The 26,227-nt window shown below is 38.2% G+C and carries 13 protein-coding genes; 8 read left to right on the forward strand and 5 right to left on the reverse strand.

Features of this window, described 5'->3' with window-relative positions; genetic code table 11:
• Positions 1-118 precede the first annotated feature (118 nt).
• The 5 genes from pnuC (at position 119) to GVN22_RS01085 (ending at position 5,870) form a co-directional block, all read left to right on the forward strand.
• Entirely contained in the window at positions 119-748 is a 630-nt protein-coding gene (gene pnuC / locus GVN22_RS28360) for a nicotinamide riboside transporter PnuC (RefSeq protein WP_166549212.1), read from the forward strand.
• Positions 745-1,719 (forward strand): AAA family ATPase, encoded by a 975-nt coding sequence (locus GVN22_RS01070; RefSeq protein WP_166549213.1) that lies wholly within the window; start codon positions 745-747, stop codon positions 1,717-1,719. The genes pnuC and GVN22_RS01070 overlap by 4 nt, the downstream gene beginning before the upstream one ends.
• A gap of 401 nt (positions 1,720-2,120) precedes the next feature.
• Positions 2,121-3,029, forward strand: a complete 909-nt coding sequence (locus GVN22_RS01075) for an alpha/beta hydrolase (protein WP_166549214.1) — start codon at positions 2,121-2,123, stop codon at positions 3,027-3,029.
• 59 nt (positions 3,030-3,088) lie between these two features.
• Positions 3,089-4,192, forward strand: a complete 1,104-nt coding sequence (locus GVN22_RS01080; RefSeq protein WP_166549215.1) for an acyltransferase — start codon at positions 3,089-3,091, stop codon at positions 4,190-4,192.
• 247 nt (positions 4,193-4,439) lie between these two features.
• Entirely contained in the window at positions 4,440-5,870 is a 1,431-nt protein-coding gene (locus tag GVN22_RS01085) for an amidohydrolase (protein ID WP_166549216.1), read from the forward strand.
• 149 nt (positions 5,871-6,019) lie between these two features.
• Here the strand turns inward: GVN22_RS01085 and GVN22_RS01090 are convergent, their stop codons facing one another.
• The 5 genes from GVN22_RS01090 to GVN22_RS01110 all read right to left on the reverse strand — a co-directional run bounded on the left by GVN22_RS01090 (position 6,020) and on the right by GVN22_RS01110 (position 20,117).
• Positions 6,020-7,348 carry a DUF1593 domain-containing protein gene (locus GVN22_RS01090; RefSeq protein WP_166549217.1) on the reverse strand — a complete coding sequence of 443 codons (1,329 nt, stop codon included), beginning with the start codon at positions 7,346-7,348 and terminating at the stop codon, positions 6,020-6,022.
• 451 nt (positions 7,349-7,799) lie between these two features.
• A complete protein-coding gene (locus GVN22_RS01095) occupies positions 7,800-8,837 on the reverse strand; it encodes a DUF11 domain-containing protein (protein ID WP_166549218.1) in 1,038 nt (345 codons plus the stop codon).
• A 745-nt stretch (positions 8,838-9,582) separates the two neighbouring features.
• Positions 9,583-12,015: an Ig-like domain-containing protein gene (locus GVN22_RS01100; protein ID WP_166549219.1), complete on the reverse strand. Its 2,433-nt coding sequence runs from the start codon at positions 12,013-12,015 to the stop codon at positions 9,583-9,585.
• An 18-nt stretch (positions 12,016-12,033) separates the two neighbouring features.
• The gene (locus GVN22_RS01105; RefSeq protein WP_166549220.1) at positions 12,034-18,333 is read right to left on the reverse strand and encodes a hypothetical protein; all 6,300 of its coding nucleotides are present in this window, start codon (positions 18,331-18,333) and stop codon (positions 12,034-12,036) included.
• A 1,064-nt stretch (positions 18,334-19,397) separates the two neighbouring features.
• Complete coding sequence (locus tag GVN22_RS01110; protein WP_166549221.1) at positions 19,398-20,117, reverse strand: LytTR family DNA-binding domain-containing protein; 720 nt, start codon at positions 20,115-20,117, stop codon at positions 19,398-19,400.
• A gap of 251 nt (positions 20,118-20,368) precedes the next feature.
• On the opposite strand from GVN22_RS01110, the gene GVN22_RS01115 reads away from it, so the two are divergent.
• The 3 genes from GVN22_RS01115 (at position 20,369) to GVN22_RS01125 (ending at position 26,218) form a co-directional block, all read left to right on the forward strand.
• Positions 20,369-20,977, forward strand: coding sequence for an RNA polymerase sigma factor (locus tag GVN22_RS01115; RefSeq protein ID WP_166549222.1), 609 nt, complete (start codon positions 20,369-20,371; stop codon positions 20,975-20,977).
• Positions 20,978-21,426: 449 nt separating this feature from the next.
• Entirely contained in the window at positions 21,427-22,524 is a 1,098-nt protein-coding gene (locus GVN22_RS01120) for a FecR family protein (protein WP_166549223.1), read from the forward strand.
• 184 nt (positions 22,525-22,708) lie between these two features.
• Positions 22,709-26,218, forward strand: coding sequence for a TonB-dependent receptor (locus GVN22_RS01125; RefSeq protein ID WP_205690740.1), 3,510 nt, complete (start codon positions 22,709-22,711; stop codon positions 26,216-26,218).
• Positions 26,219-26,227 lie beyond the last annotated feature (9 nt).

Raw genomic sequence — 26,227 nt, forward strand, 5'->3', positions numbered from 1 at the left:
ATACTTCTCTTTTAGTTTTTTAGGTTTTAGAAAAGGATAATTTTATTCTTCCTGATTCCCAGCGGCTAATAGCATATAGCGTTATAATTTATTACTTCATTAAAAGTAGAAATATAAAATGTATTATTTCGACATTAACACAACGTTTGCTAATTTTTGGGGCTATCCCTTGAGCTATATAGAATTTGTTGGGACGTTATTTGGTCTATTATCCGTATATTTTGCGACAAGACAAAATATTTTAACTTGGTCTACAGGGATTGTTAATGTCGTATGTTTTTTCCTCATTTTTTCCCAAGTCAGTCTATATTCTGATATGTTTTTACAAGTATATTTTTTTATAGTAAGTTTGTACGGCTGGTTCATTTGGAAAAGAAAAGAAGATAATACCCTTAAAATCACACAACTTTCGTCTCGTCAAAAGCAAACTATATTGATCATTCTAGTTTTGTCTACAGGCATTTTGGGCTATTTCATCGAACATATTCATTTGTTTTTTCCCAGCTTATTTACTAAGCCAGCCTCCTATCCTTATATTGATACATTTATTGCTATTTCGAGCATCATTGCCAATGTTCTATTAGCCAGAAAGATTCTTGAAAACTGGCTTCTTTGGATTCTAACTGACATATTATGTGTTTTTGTGTATTTTCAAAAAAACATATTATTCATTAGCATCGAGTACTTCATATTTCTATCTTTAGCCATTCATGGACTGTCGACTTGGAAAAAATCTCTTAAATCATGACAAAAGGGCTTACACTTGGCAAATTTTATCCCTTACACCTTGGACACTTAAAACTAATTGAGTTTGCGAAGACACAATGTGATATACTTTTCGTGTTGATTTGTGCTTCAGATACAGAAAGCATTGATGGGCAAACCAGATTAGAATGGATAAAAAAGTCATATAATAACTGCCCTAATATTAATCCAATACTTCTTGAATACCACGAGTCAGAGCTTCCTAATACTTCTGTTTCTTCCAGAGAAGTTTCGCAACTATGGGCAAATAAAATTCTGAGTCTTATTCCTGATTTAGATTATATTATTAGCTCCGAACCCTATGGCGCATATTTAGCAGAATACCTTCAATGTGAATCCATTTTTTACGATATTGCTCGTACAATCACAAACATCTCTGCTAGTTTGATTAGGCAACATCCATTAAGGTATTGGGATTATATTGCTGATTCAGCCAAGCCGTATTTTGTAAAAAAAATCTGTATTTATGGTTCTGAGAGTACTGGAAAATCGACTCTTACTATTAACCTTGCACAGTATTTCAAGACTAATTATGTCCCAGAAATGGCACGTGAGATAATTGAAAAAACAGAGGAATGTACGCTATCGCATCTTGAACAAATTGCTAGTTTACACGCCAAAACTATACTTAAAAAAACACCTTTGTCCAATAAGATATTAATTGTTGACACCGATGTGAACATCACAAATTCATACGCCAAGTTTTTATTCAACAAAGAATTATTAATAGACGATTGGGTTAAGCAAGCGAATACGTTTGATTTATATCTTTTCTTAGACATTGACGCCCCCTTCGTACAGGATGGGACTCGACTTGAAAAGGAAGATAGACTCAAGTTGCATTTTTCCCACAAACAAGAATTAGCATCTCAAAAAATCGACTATATCTTACTTTCTGGTGATTGGGATAGTCGTTTTCAACAAGCTGTAGATGCTATACAAAAACTATTATAAATATCCTGTTATTAGAATTTTCGTAATTTGTAACTATTTACTTCTGAAAAACAAAAGCTCCGTGGGTTGTTAACAGATTCACTGTTTTTGCATTATTCCTCTTATCATTACTTGCTTGTTAAGGGCAAAATAACCATTAATCAAAAGACTTAAACCTTTGTATTTTACACTCAAAAATGGCGAAAAGTCCATACAGTTGAGAAGTCAATTAGAAGCATTAGGCAAGACTAACAAAAAACAGTTGAGCTGGAAGTGAAGAAAACAATAAGAGTGTTTTATAAAATCCTTAGAAAAAAAGGGCTGGATAAGAATCAAACTCTAACGAGAGATTCTAGCACTAGTTTGGAAATTCCTCATCAATATTTTTCTTAAATATTTCGTTATTCCTCTAAACAACATTTATGAAAATCTTTATCCTATTTCTTTGTCTTATGGCTCAGTTTGGTACTAGTCACGGACAAACTATTCAAAAAGGGAAAGCCAAATCACTGGATAAATCTTTTTCTTATTTCTATCTAAAACCCCAAGAAGAAATCAAGGGCATCCTTTTGCTTATTCCTGCTTGGGGAGAAAAGCCCAAAAGTGTTTTTTACAAAAATAAACTCCCTTATTTACTACTAGAAAAAGGCTTTATGACAATTATTCCAGAGCTTACCCCATCATTTACCCCAGAACCAAACACTTTCGCTCAACTAGATGAGTTGATTCGTACATTCCAAAACACCTCCTCGACAAAACATATCCCATGTGTTTTGGGAGGCTTATCGATTGGAGGAACGATTGCTTTGCACTATGCTGAATACTTGGCATCGCAACAATTGCCTTCCAAAGTAGATGCTATTTTTACGATAGACCCACCTTTAGATTTAACTAGGCTATATATTTCTTCGGTGAGAAAAATAGAGTATGCTTGCTCCAGCAATCTTATTAAAAAAGAAGGATTATCAATCAAAAAGAACTTAGAGGATAAGTTAAAGGGTTCACCTGATGAACAACAAGAGGCATATATTCATAATTCCGTATTTTCAGCGAATCAGGCAGATGGTGGAAATGCCAAACTATTATCCAATATTCCAATTCGCTTATATGCCGAACCAGATTTGGCTTTTGTCCAAAAAACGTATTGTGAAGCCCTACAATTTGAAGACATAAATGCGGTAGATTCTGAAAAACTTCAACAGTTGCTACAAAGACTGGGAAATAAACATGTAGAATATATTACGACAAAAAACAGAGGCTTTCATATTTGGAATATCCTAGAGCCTCATGATTTTATCAAATGGATAGCTCCAATTTTACCATCTAATTAACAATAAACCAACCAGATACCAACGAACCTTATTATACTATTCTATAAATATTCAAAACCTTGAACAAACCTGTTACTCACAAATTTTATGGCTTAGACCACCTCCGTGGACTTGCCATTCTGATTGTATTCTTGTTTCATTATTATATTCTAAGTGGAGGTCAGCCCGAATGGTTACCTAAAGTGGCAAGCTTTGGCTGGACAGGAGTTGATTTATTTTTTGTATTGAGCGGCTTTTTGATTTCATCACAGTTGTTTGAACAAATTAAAATAGGTGAAAGTATTTCCTTCAGAACATTTTTCCTGAAACGTTTTTTCAGGATTATTCCCTCCTTTGGCTTTACGGTGATACTCTATTTTTGTGTACCTTTTTTTCGAGAAAAAGATAGCTTAGCTCCTCTATGGAAATATCTGACTTTTACCCAAAACTTAGGCTTAAATCTTAAATTAAATGGTGCTTTTTCACATGCTTGGTCACTGTGTGTAGAAGAGCATTTCTATTTATTTCTCCCTTTGGTATTGCTTTTATTACAAGCCAAATCAGTGTTTAAGTATTCCTATTGGTTATTAATTTTGCTGTTTTTGGGAGGATTTGCCATTCGTTATTATAGCTACACGTATTTATATCTGCCCAAAAGTACCGATGACTTAAGTTGGATGTATTGGTACAAATATCTCTACTATCCAACCTACACAAGGCTCGACGGACTGTTGGTAGGCGTTTCGATCGCAGGGTTTTATCAATTTTCACCCAAAGTATTGGGTCGTATATCGCAGTATGGCAACTTATTATTGGTGGCATCATTAGCAATTTTGTCCTTTGCTTATTTTTTGTGTGAAGATCAAACAACATTCAACGCCTCTGTATTTGGTTTTCCTATAATTGCCCTAGGTTATGGTTTGATGGTAGCAGGAGCTATTAGTCCAAACAGCTTTTTGTATCGAACTAAATCAATGGTTACTAGTCAAATAGCTAGCTTGTCTTATGGTTTATATCTTACCCACAAAGGCGTCATATATGTCACACACCAAATGTTATCTAAGTATATATCGAACCCTAATCTTATGTTGGTCATCTCGACGATTACTTGTATCGTATTCGCTTACTTTTTACAAATATTGATAGAAAAGCCCTTTATGAGACTGAGAAATCGGGTTTTGTAGTGGAGATTTTAGGTTGGATTAATTAAAACATAACCATGGAGGGATATGTAGGATAGAATCCTAAGAAAAAAGGGGTGCTGGGTGAGAATCCAGCACTAGCGAGGCTTTCATTTTATTTTCTTTGCTTGGGTATCATCAAAATAACATTCTGCTACTTGCTTGATTTAGATTTGCTCATGGGTTAAATTTGATATTGGCGCAAATACGTCAAAATATTGTTTTCCATTCATTCACCAAAACTAAAACCATGAAAAAACTACTGTATGTATGCCTTTGTCTTTGGGTAGGCGTTCCGTGTGCGCTGGCTCAACAAGAAATTACCCAAGAATTACAACAAAAGTCCATCCAATACGCTGCTTTGTCAGATAAAATTTGGCAATGGGCCGAACCGGGATATTTAGAAGACAAAACCGCCAACGCACTGATAGAAGAATTGCAAGCGGCTGGTTTTCAAGTACAAAAAGGTGTTGGAGCGATACAAACGGCTTTTATAGCTACCTACGGCACTGGCTCTCCAGTGATTGGTATTTTGGCAGAAATGGATGCCTTGCCCGGTTTATCACAAGAAGCAGTACCTTTTAGAAAAGCTAAATTTGTGAATGCCTATGGCCATGCTTGCGGACACAACTTGTTTGGTGTGGGCTCGGTTGCGGCAGCCATTGCCACCAAAAATTGGATGGCAAAAGCCCATATCAAAGGAACCATTCGTCTGATTGGCACACCAGCTGAAGAAGGTGCTGGCGGTGGCAAAACCTACTTGGTAAAAGAAGGCATTTTTAAAGATGTAGATGCTGTATTACACTGGCACCCAGGCGATAACAACAACGCTAGTCCGAACTCGTCTTTGGCGTATCGGGTAGCCAATTTTAGTTTTACGGGCTTAGCAGCTCATGCTTCGGCTAGTCCCGAAAAAGGTCGCTCGGCTTTAGATGCCGTTGAAGCCATGAACTATATGGTAAATTTGATGCGAGAACATATTTCTCCCGAAACACGTATTCATTATGTGATTAAAAACGGTGGACTTACCTCCAACATCGTCCCCGATTATGCGATGGTCGAATATACAATTCGTAACCCTACTGCACAGGGTTTAGAAGAAATTTGGCAACGCCTCCTCAAAACCGCAGAAGCGGCAGCTCATGGTACAGAAACGAAAATGAGCTACGAAATTTTGGCAGGATTATACAATTTACTCCCCAATGATATTTTGGCAAAAGAAATGCAAAAAAGCCTTGAAAAAGTCGGAGGCGTACCTTACACACCTGAAGAAATAGCTTTTGCCGAAAAAATTCGTCAGACGGTAAATGCCCAAACACTTGCCCCGATCAGTTCTGCCCAAACGGTACGTCCTTATACCACAGACTTGGCTTTTCCTGCTTCTACAGATGTGGGCGATGTGAGTTGGGTAACACCTACGGCTGGACTTTCTACGGCTACATGGGTGCCAGGCGTGCCCGCCCACAGCTGGCAAGCTGTTGCCTGCAATGGTATGAGTATTGGGCATAAAGGCATGATGAACGCCGCCCAAACGATTGCCCTTACGGCTCAAAACTTGTTTAAATCACCCAATTTGATTGAACAAGCCAAAGAGGAATTGTACCAAAGACGAGGAACAAAAATATTTGAATATAAATCCTTAGCAGGCGATAGAAAGCCTCCATTAGACTACAGAAAATGATAAACTCTTCAAATCATCCAAATTGGACTTTACTAAACTAAGAGTAGGAAACTATAGCTTTTTATAACATTGACACTTGCAGGATTCTATCCATTTTGGACAGCCTCCTGCAAGGATTTACAACACTAGCTGGGTACTGTAACTTATGATTATTCTACATTTATTACAATTCGTCTATACGCTGTCAATGCAGGGATACCTTTGTCGGTTATTTCTAAAATTAAATGTATTGCTTTACCTACGGCATCAGAAGGGATCAGTATTTTACATTTAGATGAAGAGCTCTCTTCTATCGTTATGGCACCTTTATAGATACTTGGTTCATTATAAACAAACCATTTGCAGTCTATTTGATTTGTATCAGAGTCTTTTGATTTAGAAGCATCTAACATCAAAGTACTTCCTGCTTTAGCTCTTTTATATAAACATTTCAAGGAATAATCACCATCTACAACGGCTATAGGGTGATGATTTACAGCAAAATAATCATCTGTAGTAGTCCATAACATACGGGCTGCAAAATTATTCCAGATATGTTGTCTCCATTTGTTTATAGCTCCAATACCTTCGTTTGTACTACCATACATGTAATAAGGATCATATTGGGTTTCATCTTTACCGCTTTTGGCAACGAAATCCATGCTACGTATTCCGCTTACTTTATTAGAGAGGAATCGTCCACCCCAACCTCCATAGTCTAGGTGATCTGGTACGTTTAAACCATTGGTATAAACATAAAGAAAAGAAGGTGTATCGCCTTCTGTTGCCCAAATTCTATTGGGGTAATGATTACCTAAAGGTATACTATTCTGCACGTTCTTCTTAGTCCAATCATCTGATGGTGCCCAACCATAAATTTCTTTGTTGCGTATATATATAAGGTCTGGAAAGTTTTTTGCAATCCATGCTCCCGCATCATCTTGTCCTAGCACATCATAGATTCGAATTTTCTTTACAAAGTCTCTTAATGCTTTTTCACTTCGCGTATTCTTTACTTTCCAGAGAGCTTGTGCCACAGTATTCATGCCTCCCCAACCAGCAATCCAAACCGGACGATTATCTCCTTTCTTATCCACTGCAGAAATAATCAAATCCGACCCTGGCGAATCTTTACCTTCACCCACACCAGACATATTAGATTTTGTCTGTCCTTGCTTTGTAATTGCCCTTAAATAGTCTGCTTCTGGATAACCGATTGCATGTTTTTTCAAATGGGGTAATACCTCTTGATACCAATTGATAACTTCAATTATCTTGGCAGTCTTGTCTGGGTCATCCATCCAAACCTGTGAACTTACAAGTCCTTCAATATCTATTGCATTGGCACAGACCAAAAGGTGAATCATGGATTGGGTATCGTCTGGGTCTGTACCACCAAGATCTGTTGTGACAATAAGCCGATGATTATCGCCGTTATTAGTTTGCGCAGAACAATATTCTACGTAAATAAGAAATGTAAAAAGAAGAATATATTTCATTCTATATATTGTATAAGTTTTACCTGCTCTCTAATTCGTATTTTATATTTATATCAAGATACGAAGTATCATTTTGTCATACTTGTTCACAACAAGCATATAATTACCATAACATTAATAATAATATATCCGTGAACTAAATTTGCTGTTCCATTCTGACTATAAGCTCCTTCAAATAAATGATATACGATTAACTAATATCGTCATGTAACTTAGTTTTGACACTTAAAACTATCCTTTTATCCTTTTATTGCCAATCACTCGACCAATCTCCCAAAAAAGAGGTTGGCAGATTATACCAACCTCTAGTACTGCTGAAGTATTGATTTTCGCTCGCAACGAAAAATAGTTACTCCTTATCTTATTGAATTTCTGCCAATAAAAGCGCTTTGCGGTGCTGTTATTGCTGTCCTCCTTAGGCTTATATTTCTTTTCTTTAATCAAAAATTGATTAAAGTCTGTTGATTCCTCCTGCGCTTACGCCACAACCTATACTGGTGGTATTACTTGTGGCATTGTTGTTATTGGTGTTGGTTTCTCCCCCACCCGATACTTGTGCGGTGATGGTAAAAGCACCCAGACTCGTTGGTGTTACCGTTAATGGAAAATTGATGCTTCCGCTTGCAGGCAAATTGGGTGCGGGATTAGTACAGGTGACTGTCGTTGTCCCTGAGAATGTGCCTGCAACGGCACAAGTCCAGCCGTTGCCTCCTCCACTATTGAATGTCAAACCTGCGGGCAAACTAAAACTTTCTGACACAATTCCTGAACTAAGGCCTGAGCCTACATTCATGACACTGACGGTATAGCTGTAAGCCGTATTGGGAGCACCAGAAGATGGTGCAGTCAATGACGTTATCAAGTCGGGGACGGGAGCTGTGAGACATACTGCGGGTCCACCATAATTATCTTTGTAGGCGTCGGAGAGACTTTCTTTAATCCTTGAAAGGTAGATAGAGCAATCAGTATTTAGCAAGGCTGTTCCCGTTCGGCTTGGTAAATCTATGCCATTTTGATACATGCGGATATTTCCTAAACAATTTTGCAGTCTAAAACGAAACAAGGGAATTTCAACATCTTTTGTGATCGTATTTGTAAGCCGTGGTGAGCCAGTCATTCCTATAAAAGCATACTCTGTATTAGCATCGTAGGTAGATCGCTGAATAGTCCACAAATATGAACCAAGATTGTCTGAAGGTACTAAATCTTCAATACTTCCTAGGAGGTTAAGTACCGTTGAGCCTGTATAAGAGATAGGAGAAAACGTTCCTATGGGGGCAACTACTGTAAATTGTATGGTAGAAATGTTGTTACTGGGACTTACTGAACTCAGCGTGGTATCCGACTTCATGGTTCCATAGTAGTAGCCATCTGAGCGTAACTCTATTTTAAAACTAATATGAGGATTCACTAATTTTTGAGCAAAAGTAGTATTGCAGCTTGCTATAAGTCCTATTAGAAGGAATAAATAATGTAGAAACGCTTTCATAAGATTTTATTAATTTGATGTTTTTTGAACTACACAAAACATGCCAAATACACTTTAATAGGTTTTTGGGTATCAGCCCTTTAAAAAAAGAAGCCAATACCCTAACCAATTTTTTTATTTAGCGATTTTATAAGTATTAATGCAAAATAAAATTGCATTAATACGCTTTAGGCTGTAAGCCGTAGGCATTAGGCAAAAAAGCATCTAATACTTCATAAAAAATACTATCTAACTTTTAGCCTACTGCATAAAGCCTAGAGCTTAGTGCGGGTAAAATTAATTATATTTTGCCCACTAACTTAGGTATTAGTACAACATAAAATTGAATTAATACGCTTCAGACCGTAAGCCGTAGGCATTAGGCAAAAAAGCATCTAATACTTCATAAAAAATACTATCTAACTTTTAACCTACTGCATAAAGCCTAGAGCTTAGTGCGGGTAAAATTAATTATATTTTGCCCACTAACTTAGGTATTAGTACAACATAAAATTGAATTAATACGCTTAAGACTGTAAGCCGTAGGCATTAGGCAAAAAAGCTTCTATTACTTCATGAGAAATACTATCTAACTTTTAACCTACTGCATAAAGCCCAGAGCTTAGTGCGGGTAAAATAATTTTAATTTTGACCGCTAACATATAATGTTGTAAATTTTTAAAGTTAACATACTTAAACAGACTACGTAAAGACTGCGTGGTTTTTAGAAAAAAGCTAAACGGCTTAGCTTTCATTGAATAGATATTTAAGGTAATTGCTGAAAAATAATAAAATTATTTAGCTTTTCAGCGTTTTCAGGGTGTGTAAATATTTCGTTGAATAATAAATTTATATCATTGTTCGGTCCTTGTAAAATGGTATTCCCATCCAGATTTAAGTCTGCTCGCAAATACCCAGTTACCATATAATTATTCAAATTTTCTGTATTATTAGGATCTGTCAAAATGACACTTCCCACAAAGGTTCTATCATTGTTTGGACCTTGATATATGACAAATCTATCAGGACTGGCATTACCTCCCCACAGCGCACGAATACCTCCAACATCCATCATCGGATAAGCACTAAATTCTGGATCTGTATTAGATTTTGTATATAAGCTCACACTTGGGCTGGTAAAATCAATCAAATTAAAACAAGCACCTGTCAGTGGATAACTCAAAGCACTCATGGCAGCCAAATGATTTCGGTGGCGAATAGCGATATAATAATTGTTGTTATTTACATTCATGAGCCTCAAACAACTTACCCCATCTACATCGACAATATCTCCATCTCGCTGTATGAGTCCTGAGCGGCTCGATAATATACTTGCGGGATTATTTTTATCTCGTAACTCTACCGAGACCCAATCTACAATAGCGTTGTTTCCTGTTACAGCCAGAACATCAGCAGTAGTAACTTCGTCTGGTCCAGAATGCGGAATATCTGCGTAAGCTCCTTTCCCGTAAGGTTGTACCAGCGGTATAAGCCCTAGTGATCGTAAATTGTCTTGCATTAGTCCATCGATAGGATTATACGCACCTTTGAGGAAAACTTTCAACGATACCCTTACAGAAAATTGCGACACAAATATAGTCGTAACATTTGATTGAGCCGCAGTGTTTCCATTAGTAGCAACGACATCTCCGCCTCCATATACACCTGCCTTGTTGTAAAAAGTGCCTGCTTGCAAGGCCGCCACAGTTATAGTAACAGCACTACTGCCTCCAGCAAGAATACTATTGGTACGAGTACAAGTAACCAATTGCCCCGAAGCACTACAACCCCAGCCTGTATTGACCGTTGCTGAAACCAAAGCCAAACCCATTTGGAGCGTATCTTTGATAATAATCATACCTGAGGTTGGTACTGATCCTGTATTATTTACAGTAAGGGTATAGGTAAAATTATCGAAAAGAGAATAAAACCCTGAAGAAACAGCTTTTGTAATGCTCAAACGTGGTGATGACCCTGTAACAGTGATATTCACCACCGCATTGGCACAAACACTAGGACTTACCGCCGTATTACAAACTTGATAATTCACCGAAACAGTTGTGCCTTGCTCAGAGGCTAGTGGCGAATACGTCATAAATCCAGTAGTCGGTGAAAAAGTAACGGTTCCTTGTGCAGTACCTCCAGAGCGAGTAATACTTAAAGTTATATTAGGTAAAAAATCGTCATTTGCTAATACATTAACGGATCCAATTGACCCAAAATTTGTAGTTAAAACATCATTGTTGGCTGTTGGAGTTTTAGGATTAGGATCTGTAAAATTTGAATTTCCATCCTTATCACAGTCACCCGTTCGCCAAGTCATACTTGTGTTAGCTATTACTTGGTCTATGGCATTGTAACTGCACAAATCAAGAGGATGAGTGTTATCAGCGACAGTAAGTGGATTTCTATCCAAACCATTAATTTCATCTTTATTGGTAACTCCATCTCCGTCACAATCGCCCGAACTTGTTGCCATAAGCGTTACTTGTGTAAGATTCAAACTACAAGCACTTTTAGGATCCGTATTATCGGCTATTGTCGATGGATTACCATCCAAGCCCGTTGCTTCAGCATAATTAGTTACCCCATCGCCATCACAGTCAGCATTACGCCATACTAGAGTAGTATTTGCAATCACTTGCCCTGTACCCCAGTTACATGGGTCATTAGGTGCTGGGTCAGAAATGTCAGGGTCGCCATCACCATCGCTATCAGTGCCACCCGCAGCAATTGTAATAGAGGTGGTGCTATTGTCATTCCCTGTTAAATTACCAACCGTTTGAGGACCGTTAAAACCCATTGTGCCTGTAACCGTGAGAGGTCCCCCGATGTTTACCCCAGTATATCCCAATACAATATGAGAACACTCGCCAGGGGCAATAGCCACCGTGTTTTCTAACCTAATAGATTGACCGTCATTTGTTAAGACATTCCATCCAGCGAAAGTAATAGGAACAACGGTATTTCCAACTAAACTACTCGGAAAGCTAATTAAAGGGCGAAGTTTTCCTGCTACTGCATTACGACTACCACCATCATTATTACAAATATCAACCATTACCCGACCCAAGGCAGAGCCTTGAGTCAGTGTAGCAGGTTGGTTAATGATATTGATACTAACATCCTGCGCCTTTATTTTTACACTAAAAAGTGTCAAGCAGGCTAAGAGAATTCGGATTTTCTTCAAAATATTCATGAGGCTTGCTTGGTTTTATTAGTTGGCAGTAACTTTTGTTTCAACAATATTATTGCTTACACGTTCTTCGCCTGCCGAACCATAGATGATAGTAACTGTGATATTTTGGCTTGTCATACTTGGTGTGCCTACTTTTCGAGTAATAGTAAACCCTACTACTTTTTTGGTATTTTGTAAGGTAACACTTCCTGCTTTGGCTGTGACAGTAATTGAGTTTTCATTTTCTGTAAAATCCCAATCACTATTAGTATTCGAAGTACCACCCAATACGTCAGACAAACCAGAGGTTGTAGAATAAGTAATGTCAAACCCAGAAATTTTGGCTACTCGGAAACTAATGGTTCTACCTGAAATATTGAGAATGTTATTTATTTCAAAAATATTTACGATAAAATCTCGACTATTAATAACATTCGTAAATTCCAAATTATCGATATCCGTCGTTGGGCTCAAATCAGGAAGTCCAGCATCCTTCCAAGTATTTGGCAAACCGTCTACAGGCGTCAAAATACCATCACCATCAGGATCACAATTGCTTGAGCAGTCTACAACACCGTTATTGTCTAGATCTAGATTCGCGTTTAGTCCATTTTCTACCAAATCAAACATTCCATCATTGTTGCCATCTAAATCATAAGGATTTGGCAAGGAATCCAAATCAATATCCAGAGCACTCAATACCAGACCTCCAAGAGCAGTGGCAGGAATACCATCCACAGATACAATGCCATCGGCCATACCGTCACGATTGAGGTCTATACCTAAACCTTCGTCTACATCATTGATACCATCATTATCGCTATCCAAGTCTAAACGGTTAGGAATTCCGTCACCATCAATATCAGCGCTCAACTGAGCATCTTCTACTGTATCCAAAATACCATCGTTATCATCATCCAAATCGAGGCTATCAGGGATACCATCCAAATCTGTATCAGCAGGCACAGCAATAGTCACCGTGGCAGACGCACATACGTTTGGTGTTGTAGCAGTATTACAAACCTGATAAATCACCGTTACCAATGTACCACGTTCTGACAGAAGTGGCGTGTAGGTCAATACACCTGTTGAGCCAACAATCGCAATAGTTCCTCCAGCAGTTCCACCAGTTTGAGTAATAGTTGTAGCTAGACCAGGAAGAAAATCGTCGTTTGTCAAAACATTAAATATAGTTGCACTTCCAAAGTTTGCTAAGAAACTATCATCGTTGGCAACTGCCAATTTGGGATTAGGGTCTGTACCATTCAGATTACCATCATTGTCACAATCTGCCAATTTCCACAATGGACTGGTCGCTAGCAATACTTGGTCAACAGTATTATAACTACAACCATCCAAAGGATCAGTATTATCGGCAGTAGTAGCTAAATTATCATCCGTTCCTGTGAGTTCTTTGTAGTTAGTCACTCCATCACCATCACAGTCACTATTTTTCCAAGCGGTAGTAGTATTGGCTAAAACTTGACTATTACTCCATACACATCCGTTTAACGGTTCTGGGTCTGTATTGTTAGGGTCACCATCACCATCTGTATCTCCAGCCAATGGCACACTGATATTGACTGTGGCAGTAGCACAAACACTTGGAATTGTGGCAGTATTACACACCTGATAAATCACAGTAACATTCGAGCCAGGCTCAGAAGCATTTGGCGTGTAACTCATGATACCTGTCAAAGCATTTAATAAAACTGTACCAGTTGCTGTGCCTCCTGCTCTTGTCAAACTTGTTGCAAGACCTCCGATAAAATCGTCATTTGCTAGGACATTGACCGTACCAGTTATACCGAAGCTAACATTCAAAACATCGTCTGCGACAAATGGTACTTTAGGATGATTATCGGTTCCATTGAGATTACCATCCTTATCACAATCAAGTGCTTTCCAATCTATTGAAGTATTTGCAAGTACTTGGTCTACATCGTTATAACTACAACCATCCAAAGGATTAGTATTATCAGCAATCGTAAGCGGATCATTGTCTGTACCAGTAGCTTCTTTATAATTGGAAACGCCATCTCCATCACAATCTGCATCGCGCCAAGTTGTCGTCGTATTCGCTAATACCTGATTTACACTCCATACACATGGGTCATTAGGTGCTGGGTCTGTCGTGTCAAAATCTCCATCACCATCGGTATCACAAGCATTCACTGTAACAACGACTCCTGTCGAAGCTGGACTATAACAACCCAAAACTGAATCGTAATAAAAGGCATAATACGTACCAGTCGCGGCTGTACTTGGGGTCGCATAAGCACTTCCTGAGTGGGTATTGTTTGTAAACCACTGTATCACTGCCCCTGATGGCGCACTACCGATGGCACTTGATAAGTTTCCTGTGGTAGCAGGACAAACATTGCTCACACTGCTACTCAATAAACTTGGCGCAACAAAACCTGCTGCATTTGCTAAGCGCAACACTGCACCATATACTCGCGTTGTACCAACATCTATTCCTACTAAATTCGCTATCGTAAAACGTACTTCATTAAATGTTTTGGTTGTTTTAAAGCCAACCACCTGACGGGTAGAACTTAACAATTCTAGCGAAATCAGTCCACCTGCATTACTTTCTTGTAAAACCCCATTCAGATAAGTACTGACGGTGGCATTACTCAAAAGACTCGCTCCAAGAATACTTGTGTTTTCTATATCAAATCCTGCAAATGTTCCGATAGGATACGTCGTCACTGCATCTTTTACCGATATTGATCCACTACTCAGCAAACCTGCTGTCAAAACTATATCTGCATAGTTTGAGGTACTTGTATCTACCACATTTTGACTATTATTAATGGCACAACCTGCACAAACAGCTCCACTGATACCTGTTAAACTACCATTCAAAACCGCTGGAAAACTTGGTGATACCAAATACGTATCAGTACAACTTAATGCTGGACCTGCACAGAAACTCTCTAAGACTACATTATAAACCTTCGTCGTACTTAATATTCCTAACAAATTGGTCAACTCTAATTTTACTTCATCAAACTCCTTCGTACTGATAAAGCCTACCAATTGTTCTCCTGTACCAGTCAAAAGTGAAGAATTAACAGACAATAAAGTTCCGACTCCCGAACTCTCTTGCAAAACCCCTGCTTTGTAGGTGCGAATGGTAATACCTGATAAAAGATTCGCATTGATTAAACTAGGATTCGAGATATTAAATCCTGCAAAAGTTCCGATGGGATAAGTCGTCAAAATATCTTTTACAGCTAAGGAAGCAATACTGCTTACTGAGGCTGTCATCGTGATGGTGGCATAATCACTCGTGCTTGAACTGATTACATTTTCGGCATTACTTATCGAACATCCAACACAGGCGACACCAGTAATACCTGTCTGACTATCATCTATTACTACGGGATAAGAAGGGTTCGATACATTCGTCTGAGTATTACAAACTAATGCCGAACCAGTACAGAATTTCTCTATTACGGGATAATATACTTGGCCACTAAATCCTATCCCTACCAAGGTATTGTAAACTATGCGTACCTCGTCAAAACCTTGTGTTGTGATAAAGCCCACGGTTGCCAAACCACTGCCATCCAACAAACTTGACTCTAAACCTATCGAGCTCGTTACAACGTCTTTCCCTTCTACAAAAACGCCATTGTTGTAAGTCTCGATTCGTACGGTTGAACCAATACTACCACTCAACAAGCTCGTTGAGGCAATCTTAAACCCTGCATAATAGCCCGCAGGATAAGTATCTGCCGCATCATTATCTTTGGCACTATAGGTCACATCACAGCCTAAACCCGTCACACTAAATCCTGCGTAATTATTCAAATCCGAGTCTACTAGATTGTTAGTCGAGGCTGTCGTCAAATTCACACAGCCTAATGAACTATTGGTCTTCGTAGCTGAAAGGTTCGTAAACAAACCATTCGTCAACGCAACCTTCGTGTTACACGTTGCGCCACTTGGGTCAAGACCTGTACAAGAGGTAATAAATACATCGATTCCTACGCTTGCTGCACTATAACAGCCTGTCGTGGCATTGTAATAAAATGCATAATAGGTACCATCTGTCGTTGCTGTTGGGGTTGAATATGCCGTACCTGTATGGGTAGTATTCGTAAACCATACCAAACTACTACCCGAAGGTGCTGTACTACTTATCGCAGTTGTCAAGTTCGCTGTCGTAGCAGGACAAATGTTATTAACGCTACTAACACTCACTGTTGGAACAACCAAAGCTGGGTCACAAGCATTTAATGGGTCTGTTCCTGCCAACTTCTCTGCATAGTTACTGATGCCATCTCCATCACAATCTGCGTTGCGCCAAGTTGTTGTAGTATTTGCTAATACCTGATTTACACTCCATACACATGGATCATTAGGCGATGGGTCTGTCGTGTCCAAATCACCATCGCCATCGGTATCACAAGCATTTACCGTAACAACTACTCCTGTCGAAGCTGGACTATAACATCCCAAAACTGAATCATAATAAAAGGCATAATACGTACCAGCCACGGCTGTACTTGGTGTACTGTAAGCTGTTCCTGTATGCGTATTGTTCGTAAACCACTGTATCACTGCCCCTGATGGTGCACTGCCGATGGCACTTGATAAGTTTCCTGTTGTGGCAGGACAAACATTGCTCACACTACTACTCAATAAACTTGGCGCAACAAAACCTGCTGCATTCGCTAAGCGCAACACTGCACCATATACTCGCGTTGTACCAACATCTACGCCAACCAAGTTACTAATCGTAAATCGTACTTCGTTAAATGGCTTCGTTGCAGCAAAACCTACTACCTGTCGAGTAGAACTTAGAATAGATAAGCTGATTAACCCACCTGCGTTACTCTCTTGTAAAACCCCATTCAGATAAGTACTGACAGTAGCATTACTCAGAAGACTTGCGCCAAGGATACTTGTATTTTCTATATCGAATCCTGCAAACGTTCCGATAGGATACGTCGTCACAGCATCTTTTACCGATATTGATCCACTACTCAATAAGCCTGCTGTCAAAACTATATCTGCATAGTTTGAAGTGCTAGCATCTACCACATTTTGACTATTATTGATTGTACAACCTGCACAAACAGCTCCACTAATTCCTGTTAAGCTACCATTCAAGACTGCTGGAAAACTTGGTGATACCAAATATGTATCAGTACAACTTAATGCTGGACCTGCACAGAAACTCTCTAATACTACATTATAGACCTTCGTCGTACTCAATACGCCTAATACATTCGTTATTTCTAGTTTTACTTCATCAAACTCCTTCGTACTGATAAAGCCTACCAATTGTTCTCCTGTACCTGTTAATAAAGAGGAATTCACCGAAAGCAAACTGCTAGCCGAAGACGTTTCTTGCAATACCCCTGCTTTATACGTTTTTAAGGTAATTCCTGATAATAAATTCGCATTGATTAAACTAGGATTGGAAATATTAAACCCGGCAAAAGTTCCGATGGGATAAGTCGTCAAGACATCCTTCACAGCTAAGGAAGCAATACTGCTTACTGAGGCTGTCATCGTGATGGTGGCATAATCACTCGTGCTTGAACTGATTACATTTTCAGGATTAGCTACCGAACATCCAGCACAAGCCACGCCTGTAATGCCAGTTTGTGTAGCATCGATATTAACTGGATAGGAAGGATTGGAAACATTTGTTTGAGTATTACAAACCAAGGCTGATCCTGCACAGAACTTTTCTATGACAGGATAATATACTTGACCAGCAAAAAGAACCCCCACTAAGGTTGTATATGTAATTCTAACTTCATCAAAAGCTGAAGTGGTAATAAAACCAACCGTTGTATTACCGCTCGCATCAACCAAGCTTGATTCGATTCCAAGCAAACTCGTTACCACATCTTTAGTCTCTACTTGAGTACCATTATTATAAGTGGTAACAGTAACTACTGCCCCAACACTTCCACTTAACAAACTACCAGATGAAATCTTATAACCTGCAAAATATCCAGCTGGATAAGTATCTGCAGCATCATTATCCTTTACACTAAAAGTAACTCCACAACCAGCACCTGTTATATTAAAGCCAGCATAGTTAGTTAAGTCAGAGTCAACTAAATTAGATTCAGGAGCCGTAGTAATATTTATACACAAAATACTACCATTGTTTTGACGATTTGCGACAAGATTTGTATACGAAGCATTCGTCCAAGGTGTTTTTGTGTTACAACTTGTATTACCTGGGTCGACGGGAATGAGGTTGGTTTTTGAGGGTATATCTGCACCTATCGCAATAGTATGGCTACCCCAAAGAAGAAAAAGACACAGGAAAGAGATTAGACATCTGACAAAATTCTTTATCATGATGAGGATTGTTTAATTATTTGCATATAGCCCAACAATTCCAAACCATCTTACTTAGGTACCACTTTCAAAAAATTTATCTATACAACTTTGGCGAAAAGTAGTTTGAGCAATTTGATAGAATTAAAATTATTAAGGCTTTCAGAGAAGGACACTATCTTAAAATCAAATCTTTTGTAGACGCATGGCAGTACGTTCCACAAACGAATAACACTTGCATATCAGTAATCCTAAAACTACTATTACCTGTAGTTTTAGCACTGTAGTATTTACTGCTTACCAGTAAACTAGCTTAAGCACCATAAAAAATACGATACATCTATCATACCACACACTCAGAGATATTGAGCAGACTAATTCTTACGAATTATTCAAAATCAAAATTATCATACAAGGTGGGCTGTAAAGAAGCGATATGAAAAGCGGACGATAGCCGTTTCCTCAAATTTGATTTGAAGAGAGCATAAACCTTAAGACTAACAAAGGCAAACTTCGGTTTATAAGGGCGAAGAATTAGTAATTTTTTGATCATAGCGGATATCAAAAGGAAAATTTGTACGATACTACTTCTTTTAAATCTTCTGGGATAAAACATACATTGTCATAGCTTCAGGGCGAATCTTTTTAAATCAATTTCATTAAAAAGGTATCAACTACAAACAGAGTATTACTCCAAATATTTAAAAATATTAATCATAGTTAAGGTAAATGAAAAATATACGTACGAAAAAGTTTTTTATAGAGCTAATTGTTCAACAGCGCGAACTAATAATTTACACATTAAAAAATATGCACTTGTTTAGAAAAATAATCACACATGTAAATTGAAAGTACAATTTTGAAACCAAAGCCTCCTTCTTTACCACATTATGGTGACAAAAAGCCATAAAAGGTGACAAAAAGCCAATTATTCAAGAAATCAACTGGCTTGTTTGATTAGAATCACCTCATTATATTAGAAATACAAAATATATTCTCCTATATATTCAATAAATCTCTGGTAAGTTTTTTCTATCTAACTACACGTTAAAGGCTATAAAATCATGAGCAAAAATTAACAAAAGTCAAGATAATGGGCAGATAAATGCATCTAAATCCGAACGGAAAGATCTTCCTATTTTTATTTCTTTGTTATTCAACACCAATAATCGCTTGCCTAACTCTAGTCTTTGAATAAAATCTGTATTAATTAAATGAGATTTATTTATTTGAATAAACTTCTCATCTAGCTCTTCTTTAAGATTCTTGAGAGGCTTTTTCCTAGCATAAACCTTATTTTGAATTGTATGAATAAAAGTGTAATTCCCATCTGCTTCTACATACACAATATCTGCCAATTGGATTTTTAATACCTGTTGATTTCGATCAATCACCTCCACGTATTTGTGTTGGATAGGTGGATAAGCCAATAACAACAGCTTTACCGAAGCCAGAAAGGTATAAGGATTGATGGGCTTTTCTAAAAGTAGACATCTAGCATGATTCAGACATACCCCAAATATCTCATCGTCAAGAACATGAGACAAAAAGACAAGTGGAGTATTGAGGTATTGTGGTGTTGTAATAAAATCAAAAACACCCACCCGATTGAGATCTGCCCCAGCAACAATAATGTTGGGAAGAAAAGCATCTAACAATAGATCAACCTTGACCATTGTGGGGGCAATAGTCAATAACTCGAAGTCATTTTGATTTAGTAATGTTTTTATAATTTCTAACGAAGACGGATCTTCTTCGATTACTAAAACTTTGACAGGCTGGCGATTCCTAATCAATTTTACCATAGTAGTAATGAAGGCATTTATATATTTATTGTTCAATAGCAATACAAAACAATTTTGCAAATCACAGTTGTCAATAAATGTTCATCAAGAATAATACCAATTTAAAATTATCAAGAAAAGGCTATATCCAATTTTTGGTAGCATCTTATCCAATTACTAACGTATCCTACCAAAGCAACTATTTTTTGAGTATAACACCCTTAGTTACAGTCTTTATGAATTATATTATTTACCTGATCTAAAACCTGATTATGTCCAATTCATCTCCTCGATATGATGAATTAACGCTATGGAATGATTTGCGCAATGGCGATGAAGCAGCACTTGCTACACTTCTCCGACTATATGCCAAATCCTTGATTAGCTATGGCCGCAAAATGGTCAATGACGACGCTTTGATTGAAGACTGTATTCAAGAAGTTTTTATTCAATTATGGCAATATCGTCAGAATCTCAAAATTGACGTAGGCTCAGTAAAAGCCTATTTGTTTGCGGCAGTACGAAGAAGAATCATTTCTGAAATCAAAAAAAATGAAACAATTTCTCTTGACGAACACTCAAGTTCTGAAAGCTATTTTGACATTGACTTTTCGATCGAAGAAAAAATCGTTAAAGACGAAACTGAACTTCAACGTGTACAGCTGATCAACGAACGCTTAAATCATCTTCCCAAAAGACAAAAAGAAGTTGTCTATCTCAAATTCTATAAAGAATTATCCAATCAAGAAATTGCCGAGACGATGGGAGTGAAATACCAATCTGTCAGCAATTTAGTCCATGAAGCCCTCACTCTACTACGCACCCTTTTCCCTGACGAAGCTATATGGTTTGGGTTGTTAGTCTGGTTTTTTGAGTGGTGAAGAAGTGGCAAAGGTACTGATTTTTAGGGGCTAGGGTATAGGGGTTAGTCAAGGAGTTTTTATTTAGACATAAGGCAGATGAATAAAGTGTATTTTAGTAGAATGTGGCAAAAGAATGAAGAAACAGAGTATATTTTTGGAGTGATAAGAAATGTAGGCACATGAGGTATTTTTTAGCAAAATCTTATTTCTGAATCACTTTGTACCTTTACGCTCTTGTTCATAAATAAAACTCCTTACATAATCCCTATACCATTTCCCCCCTACCACTTTATGCCTTTGTGCCTTTGTGCCTTTGTGCCTTTGTGCCTAGAAAAAACTCTCCTTCCCTAACCCCTAATCCCTCTTACCCTCCCTAAAACAATATTTTTTCATTTTTTTTTACAAAAAGCAGTATATAAAACCTATAACCCTTCTACTGTATATAGAAGACGACTTATTACTATTTTATGAAAAAATATGGTGATTACACGATAGAAGATTTTCTTTTGGATTTAACCTTTGTAGAATGGGTAAAATCTGAAGGGTATAAAGATATTTCGCACCCATGGACACAATGGTATCAAACGCATCAAAGTCAGCAGTACCTTGTCAAGCAAGCACGAGAGTTTATTTTGGCTTCTTATATCCATGAAAAACCCATTACTGACCAACAAGTAGAAAATATCATCACCAATACATTGAATCGAATTCAGCTGGAAGAGAACGCTGATATCGTTTTTGATGAACACCTACCATGGTACCAACATAACACTTGGAAATGGTCTATTGCCGCCACAATATTCCTATTGCTCAGTGTTGGTATTTGGTGGTATACCGACAAAAATGTGAATCCACAATTGTCACATCTTTCGCAAAAAGCGATTGAAGAGTTGGTCACAAAAACCAACAAAAGTACCTTGAAAATGCCAGTCAAATTACCTGATGGAAGTTCTTTGCTACTTGAACCCAATAGTACCATTCAGTTTCCTGAAAGTTTTGAGGATTCGCCCAACCGAGAGGTGTATTTGGATGGGCAGGCATTTTTTGAAGTCGTCAAAAATCCTCAACAACCTTTTTTGGTTCATGCCAAAACTACGGTCGTCAAGGTCTTAGGTACCAGTTTTACAGTACAGTCTTTTAACACTGAAAAAGAAGTAAAAGTAGTAGTAAAAACAGGTAAAGTAATGGTCTATGAAAAAGAAGAGGAAGACAATAATCGAGTGACTCTATTACCCAACCAGCAGGTCATTGTAGATGAGCAAAATCTGATGCAAGCCTCTGCAATTAGTGAAGAACAAGTAGTAGCAATTACCTCAAAAACCAGCACAGCACTAGAGTTTAACGAAAGTCCAGTTGCCCAGATTTTCAAGAAACTCGAAAATCTATACGGCGTACATATCTATTTTGACCAAAAGTTATTAGAAGATTGTTCGCTCACGACAACGCTAGGTGAAGAACCTTTATTTACCAAACTTCAAATCATTTGTGAGGCCATTGGACCCAATACCAAATTTGAAGTAGTCAACGAGAAAATTATTATTCAATCACTAGGGTGTAACCAATAAATAAAACAATCGCAATGAAAAACCTACTTAACTCCTTCCCTCCATAGCAATAAAAAAAGGTGTATGTCGTGGTGGCACACAACAAACACCTAGCATTTTTCCCCTTCCTGTCTGCTCAACATACCCTTTCAAAAAAGGGTAAGGGGATGTTTTTGTTTTACTTAACAGAAAACCATTCAAGTTTATGAAAAAAAATCGACAATCAAAGGCTTTTTGGCTTACTATTATGAGAATTACTGGAATGCAGTTTTTCATGATTCTATTCCTCACGAGTTTTGCTTGGGCAAAAACCTCTGCGCAAGAAGAACTCAATAAAAAGATTAGTATCTCTATTGACGGAATAGTCCTAAAATCAGCTTTACAAAAAATTGAAAAAACTGCTCAAATAAGAATCTCTTACAACTCGCAAGTGGTGCCTCTCAACAGAACAGTCACTCTTTTGGCAAGCAACGAGCGTGTAGGCGATGTATTAGAGCGTTTACTCAAACCTCTTTCGGTGACGTATGTAATGTTTAACAATCAAATTGTTTTACGTAAAATCGAAGCACCCAGTACTCCCAGCGCCCCCGAAACAGAGCGAGAAAACGTGGTGGCTTTACCAACTGTTTCAGGAACTATTACCGACGAAAAAGGAAAAGCTCTCCCAGGGGTAAATATTACCATCAAAGGCACAACCAAAGGTACTAATTCGGATGCGAGTGGTCACTTCAAAATTGAAGTACCCAACGAAAATACGACCTTGGTTTTTAGCTATGTGGGCTATGTCAAACAAGAAGTAGTGGTTGGTAATCGTACCGTTTTCAATATTTCTTTAGCGCTTGAGCTTCAATCTCTTGATGAAGTTGTGGTAGTAGGTTATGGTACACAAAGCAAAAGAGCGGTATCTGGTGCGGTATCATCAGTAGGTTTTAAGCAGTTCCAAGACCGTTCATTTAGCAATGTGACTCAAGCACTTTCTGGTCAGATTGCTGGTGTAAATATTAGCCAAAGTCAAGGTGCTCCAGGGGTATCTCCTATTATTCGTATTCGTGGTGTAAGCTCCATTACGGCTGGTACAAACCCACTTTTTGTGGTGGATGGCGTACCGCTCGAAAACTTCAACTTGAATATGGTAAACCCTCAGGATATTGAATCTGTGGAGGTATTGAAAGATGCCTCTTCGGCAGCAATTTATGGTTCAAGAGGTGCCAATGGCGTTATTTTGGTGACAACCAAATTAGGAAAAGCAGGCAAAACCACCTTCAGCGTTGGCTATGAATCGGGTGTACAAAGCGTAGAAAGACGCGTTAAAATGATGGATGCTCAGCAGTGGATTGACTATTACATCGATGCTCACAATAATGCTTGGGTTGATTTGAATCCAGCTAAAAACAAAGCTTCTGACCCTAACAGTTTGAGAGGCTCGGTTTACAAAATTCCTGATGAGTTTTTGACTAATCCTCAACAGTTTGGAAAGGGTACAGATTGGCAAGATGTAATGTTTAGAGTAGCTCCTTCGCAGAATGCACAGTTCTCGGCTTCGGGCGGTACAGACAAAACACAGTTTATGTTTTCGGCAGCGTATCTGAGTCAAGATGCCGTTTTGGACGAAAACTACTACAAGCGCCTTTCGTTACGTTCAAATATCAAGCATCAATTGAGTAATAAATTTACGATTGGCTTAAATCTTGGCGTTACAGGAATTTTTGATAGAACCGATGGTACTCAAGGAAAAAGTGACGTAGTAAGTTTGGCATTGCAGAGTGACCCTATTTTTCCAGTTTACAACGAAAATGGTAATATCGGTTATCGCGACCCTAACTCGGTTTGGAACAAATATGTAGCCTACAATGACCTCAATCTATGGCATCCATACTCGTTGACACGCTATATCCACAAGCAAAATAAGACCTTCAACACTTTGGCTACGGGCTTTTTGGAATATAAAATTTTGGATGATTTAAAATTCAAAACCAGTATTAGCGCCAATTTGTACAATACACGTTACAACTCTTATCGTGTCAACAAACAAGGCTATGGCTATTCTGGGATTCTCCCTGCTGAAGGTTATTCAACAAGCGGATATAGTTTAAACTGGCTAAGTGAGAATACCTTGAACTATGACAAAAGCTTTGGCGATCACAATTTGGCTTTACTCTTGGGCTATTCTGTTCAAAAACAACGCAATGAATTTGCTTCGATTACTTCTGGTAGTTTTCCAAATGACTTGGTTGAAACCCTCAATGCTGGGGTAGTATCAAGTGGCTTTACCAATGCTTCAGAATGGGCGATGATTTCATACTTAGCAAGAGCGCAGTATAATTATTTGAATAGATATTTCTTCACTGCCGCTATCCGTCGTGATGGTAGTTCAAGATTCGGTGCAAACAGCCGTTGGGGATATTTTCCTTCAGTATCTGGTGCGTGGGTAGTTTCAGACGAAAACTTCATGAAAGATATTCGAGCTATCAATAACCTGAAATTCAGAGTGAGTTATGGTATGTCGGGTAACAATCAAATCCCTAATTATGGCTCTACGAGTTTATTAAGTTCATCGAACTATGTTTCAGGCTCAACGCTAGCTTCTGGGTTAGCGATTTCGAATATTGCCAATACCAATTTACAATGGGAACGTACAACTCAATTTAACCTTGGACTAGACTTAAAATTGCTGAACAACCGTGTTGGTTTATCTGCTGAATATTACAATTCAACGACCAACGATATGTTGTTGAACGTGCCTGTTCCAGATATTACGGGCTTCTCTACGCAGTTGACAAATATCGGTAAAATGGAAAACAAGGGTGTTGAATTAAACTTGAATACACAGAACATTCAAACGCCTAAATTTAGCTGGTCAACTGATTTCAACTTTAGTTCAAACCGAAACAAGGTATTGCAATTAGGTCAAAACAATGCGCCTATTACTTACACAGACTTTGTGGTTACGGTAAAAACGGAAGTAGGACAACCGATTTCTAATTTCTTTGGCTATGTAGTAGATGGTGTTTTCAAAAACCAAGCACAGGTAGATGCAACACCGCATTATTCGACCACAAAACCTGGTGACCCAATCATCAGAGATGTCAATGGTGATGGAAAAATCACAGTTGACGACCGTTCAACCTTGGGGAATTATCAACCTGACTTTATGGCGGGTATCACCAACAATTTCTCTTATAAAGGCTTTGACTTGTCGTTTATGTTCCAAGGCTCATTCGGAGGCGAAATCGTCAACCAAAACTTCCGTTACTCTGGTTTTTGGAACAACGGACGTAATATGTACGCAGGTGTAGCCAATCGTTGGCGCTCAGAATCAGACCCAGGCGATGGCACACACTTCAGAGCTACCTTAGGTTTGACAGGTTTGCAAGACCAATTCACAAGTCTTTGGGTAGAAGATGCCTCATTTGTGAGATTGAAAAACATTCGAGTTTCGTACACTATCCCATCATCTATCACTCAAAAATTACATTTGAAAACGGCACGTGTGTACGTAAATGCCGAAAACGTGTATTTGTGGAGTAAGTACACCAATTACGACCCTGAAAATACTACTTATAACGCATCCAACTTTTCGGGTGAAGCCAATGGTAACTCTTCAAGTGGTTTGAACGCCTCAGGAAATGCGCCAAATGGTGCTTTTATAGGCGTAGACTATGGCTCATATCCAATTCCAAGAGTTATTACGATTGGTGCTAAGATAGATTTTTAATCAATGTTT

The sequence above is a fragment of the Cellulophaga sp. BC115SP genome (genome assembly GCF_009905545.1).
GTDB classification, from domain to species: domain Bacteria; phylum Bacteroidota; class Bacteroidia; order Cytophagales; family Spirosomataceae; genus Flectobacillus; species Flectobacillus rivi.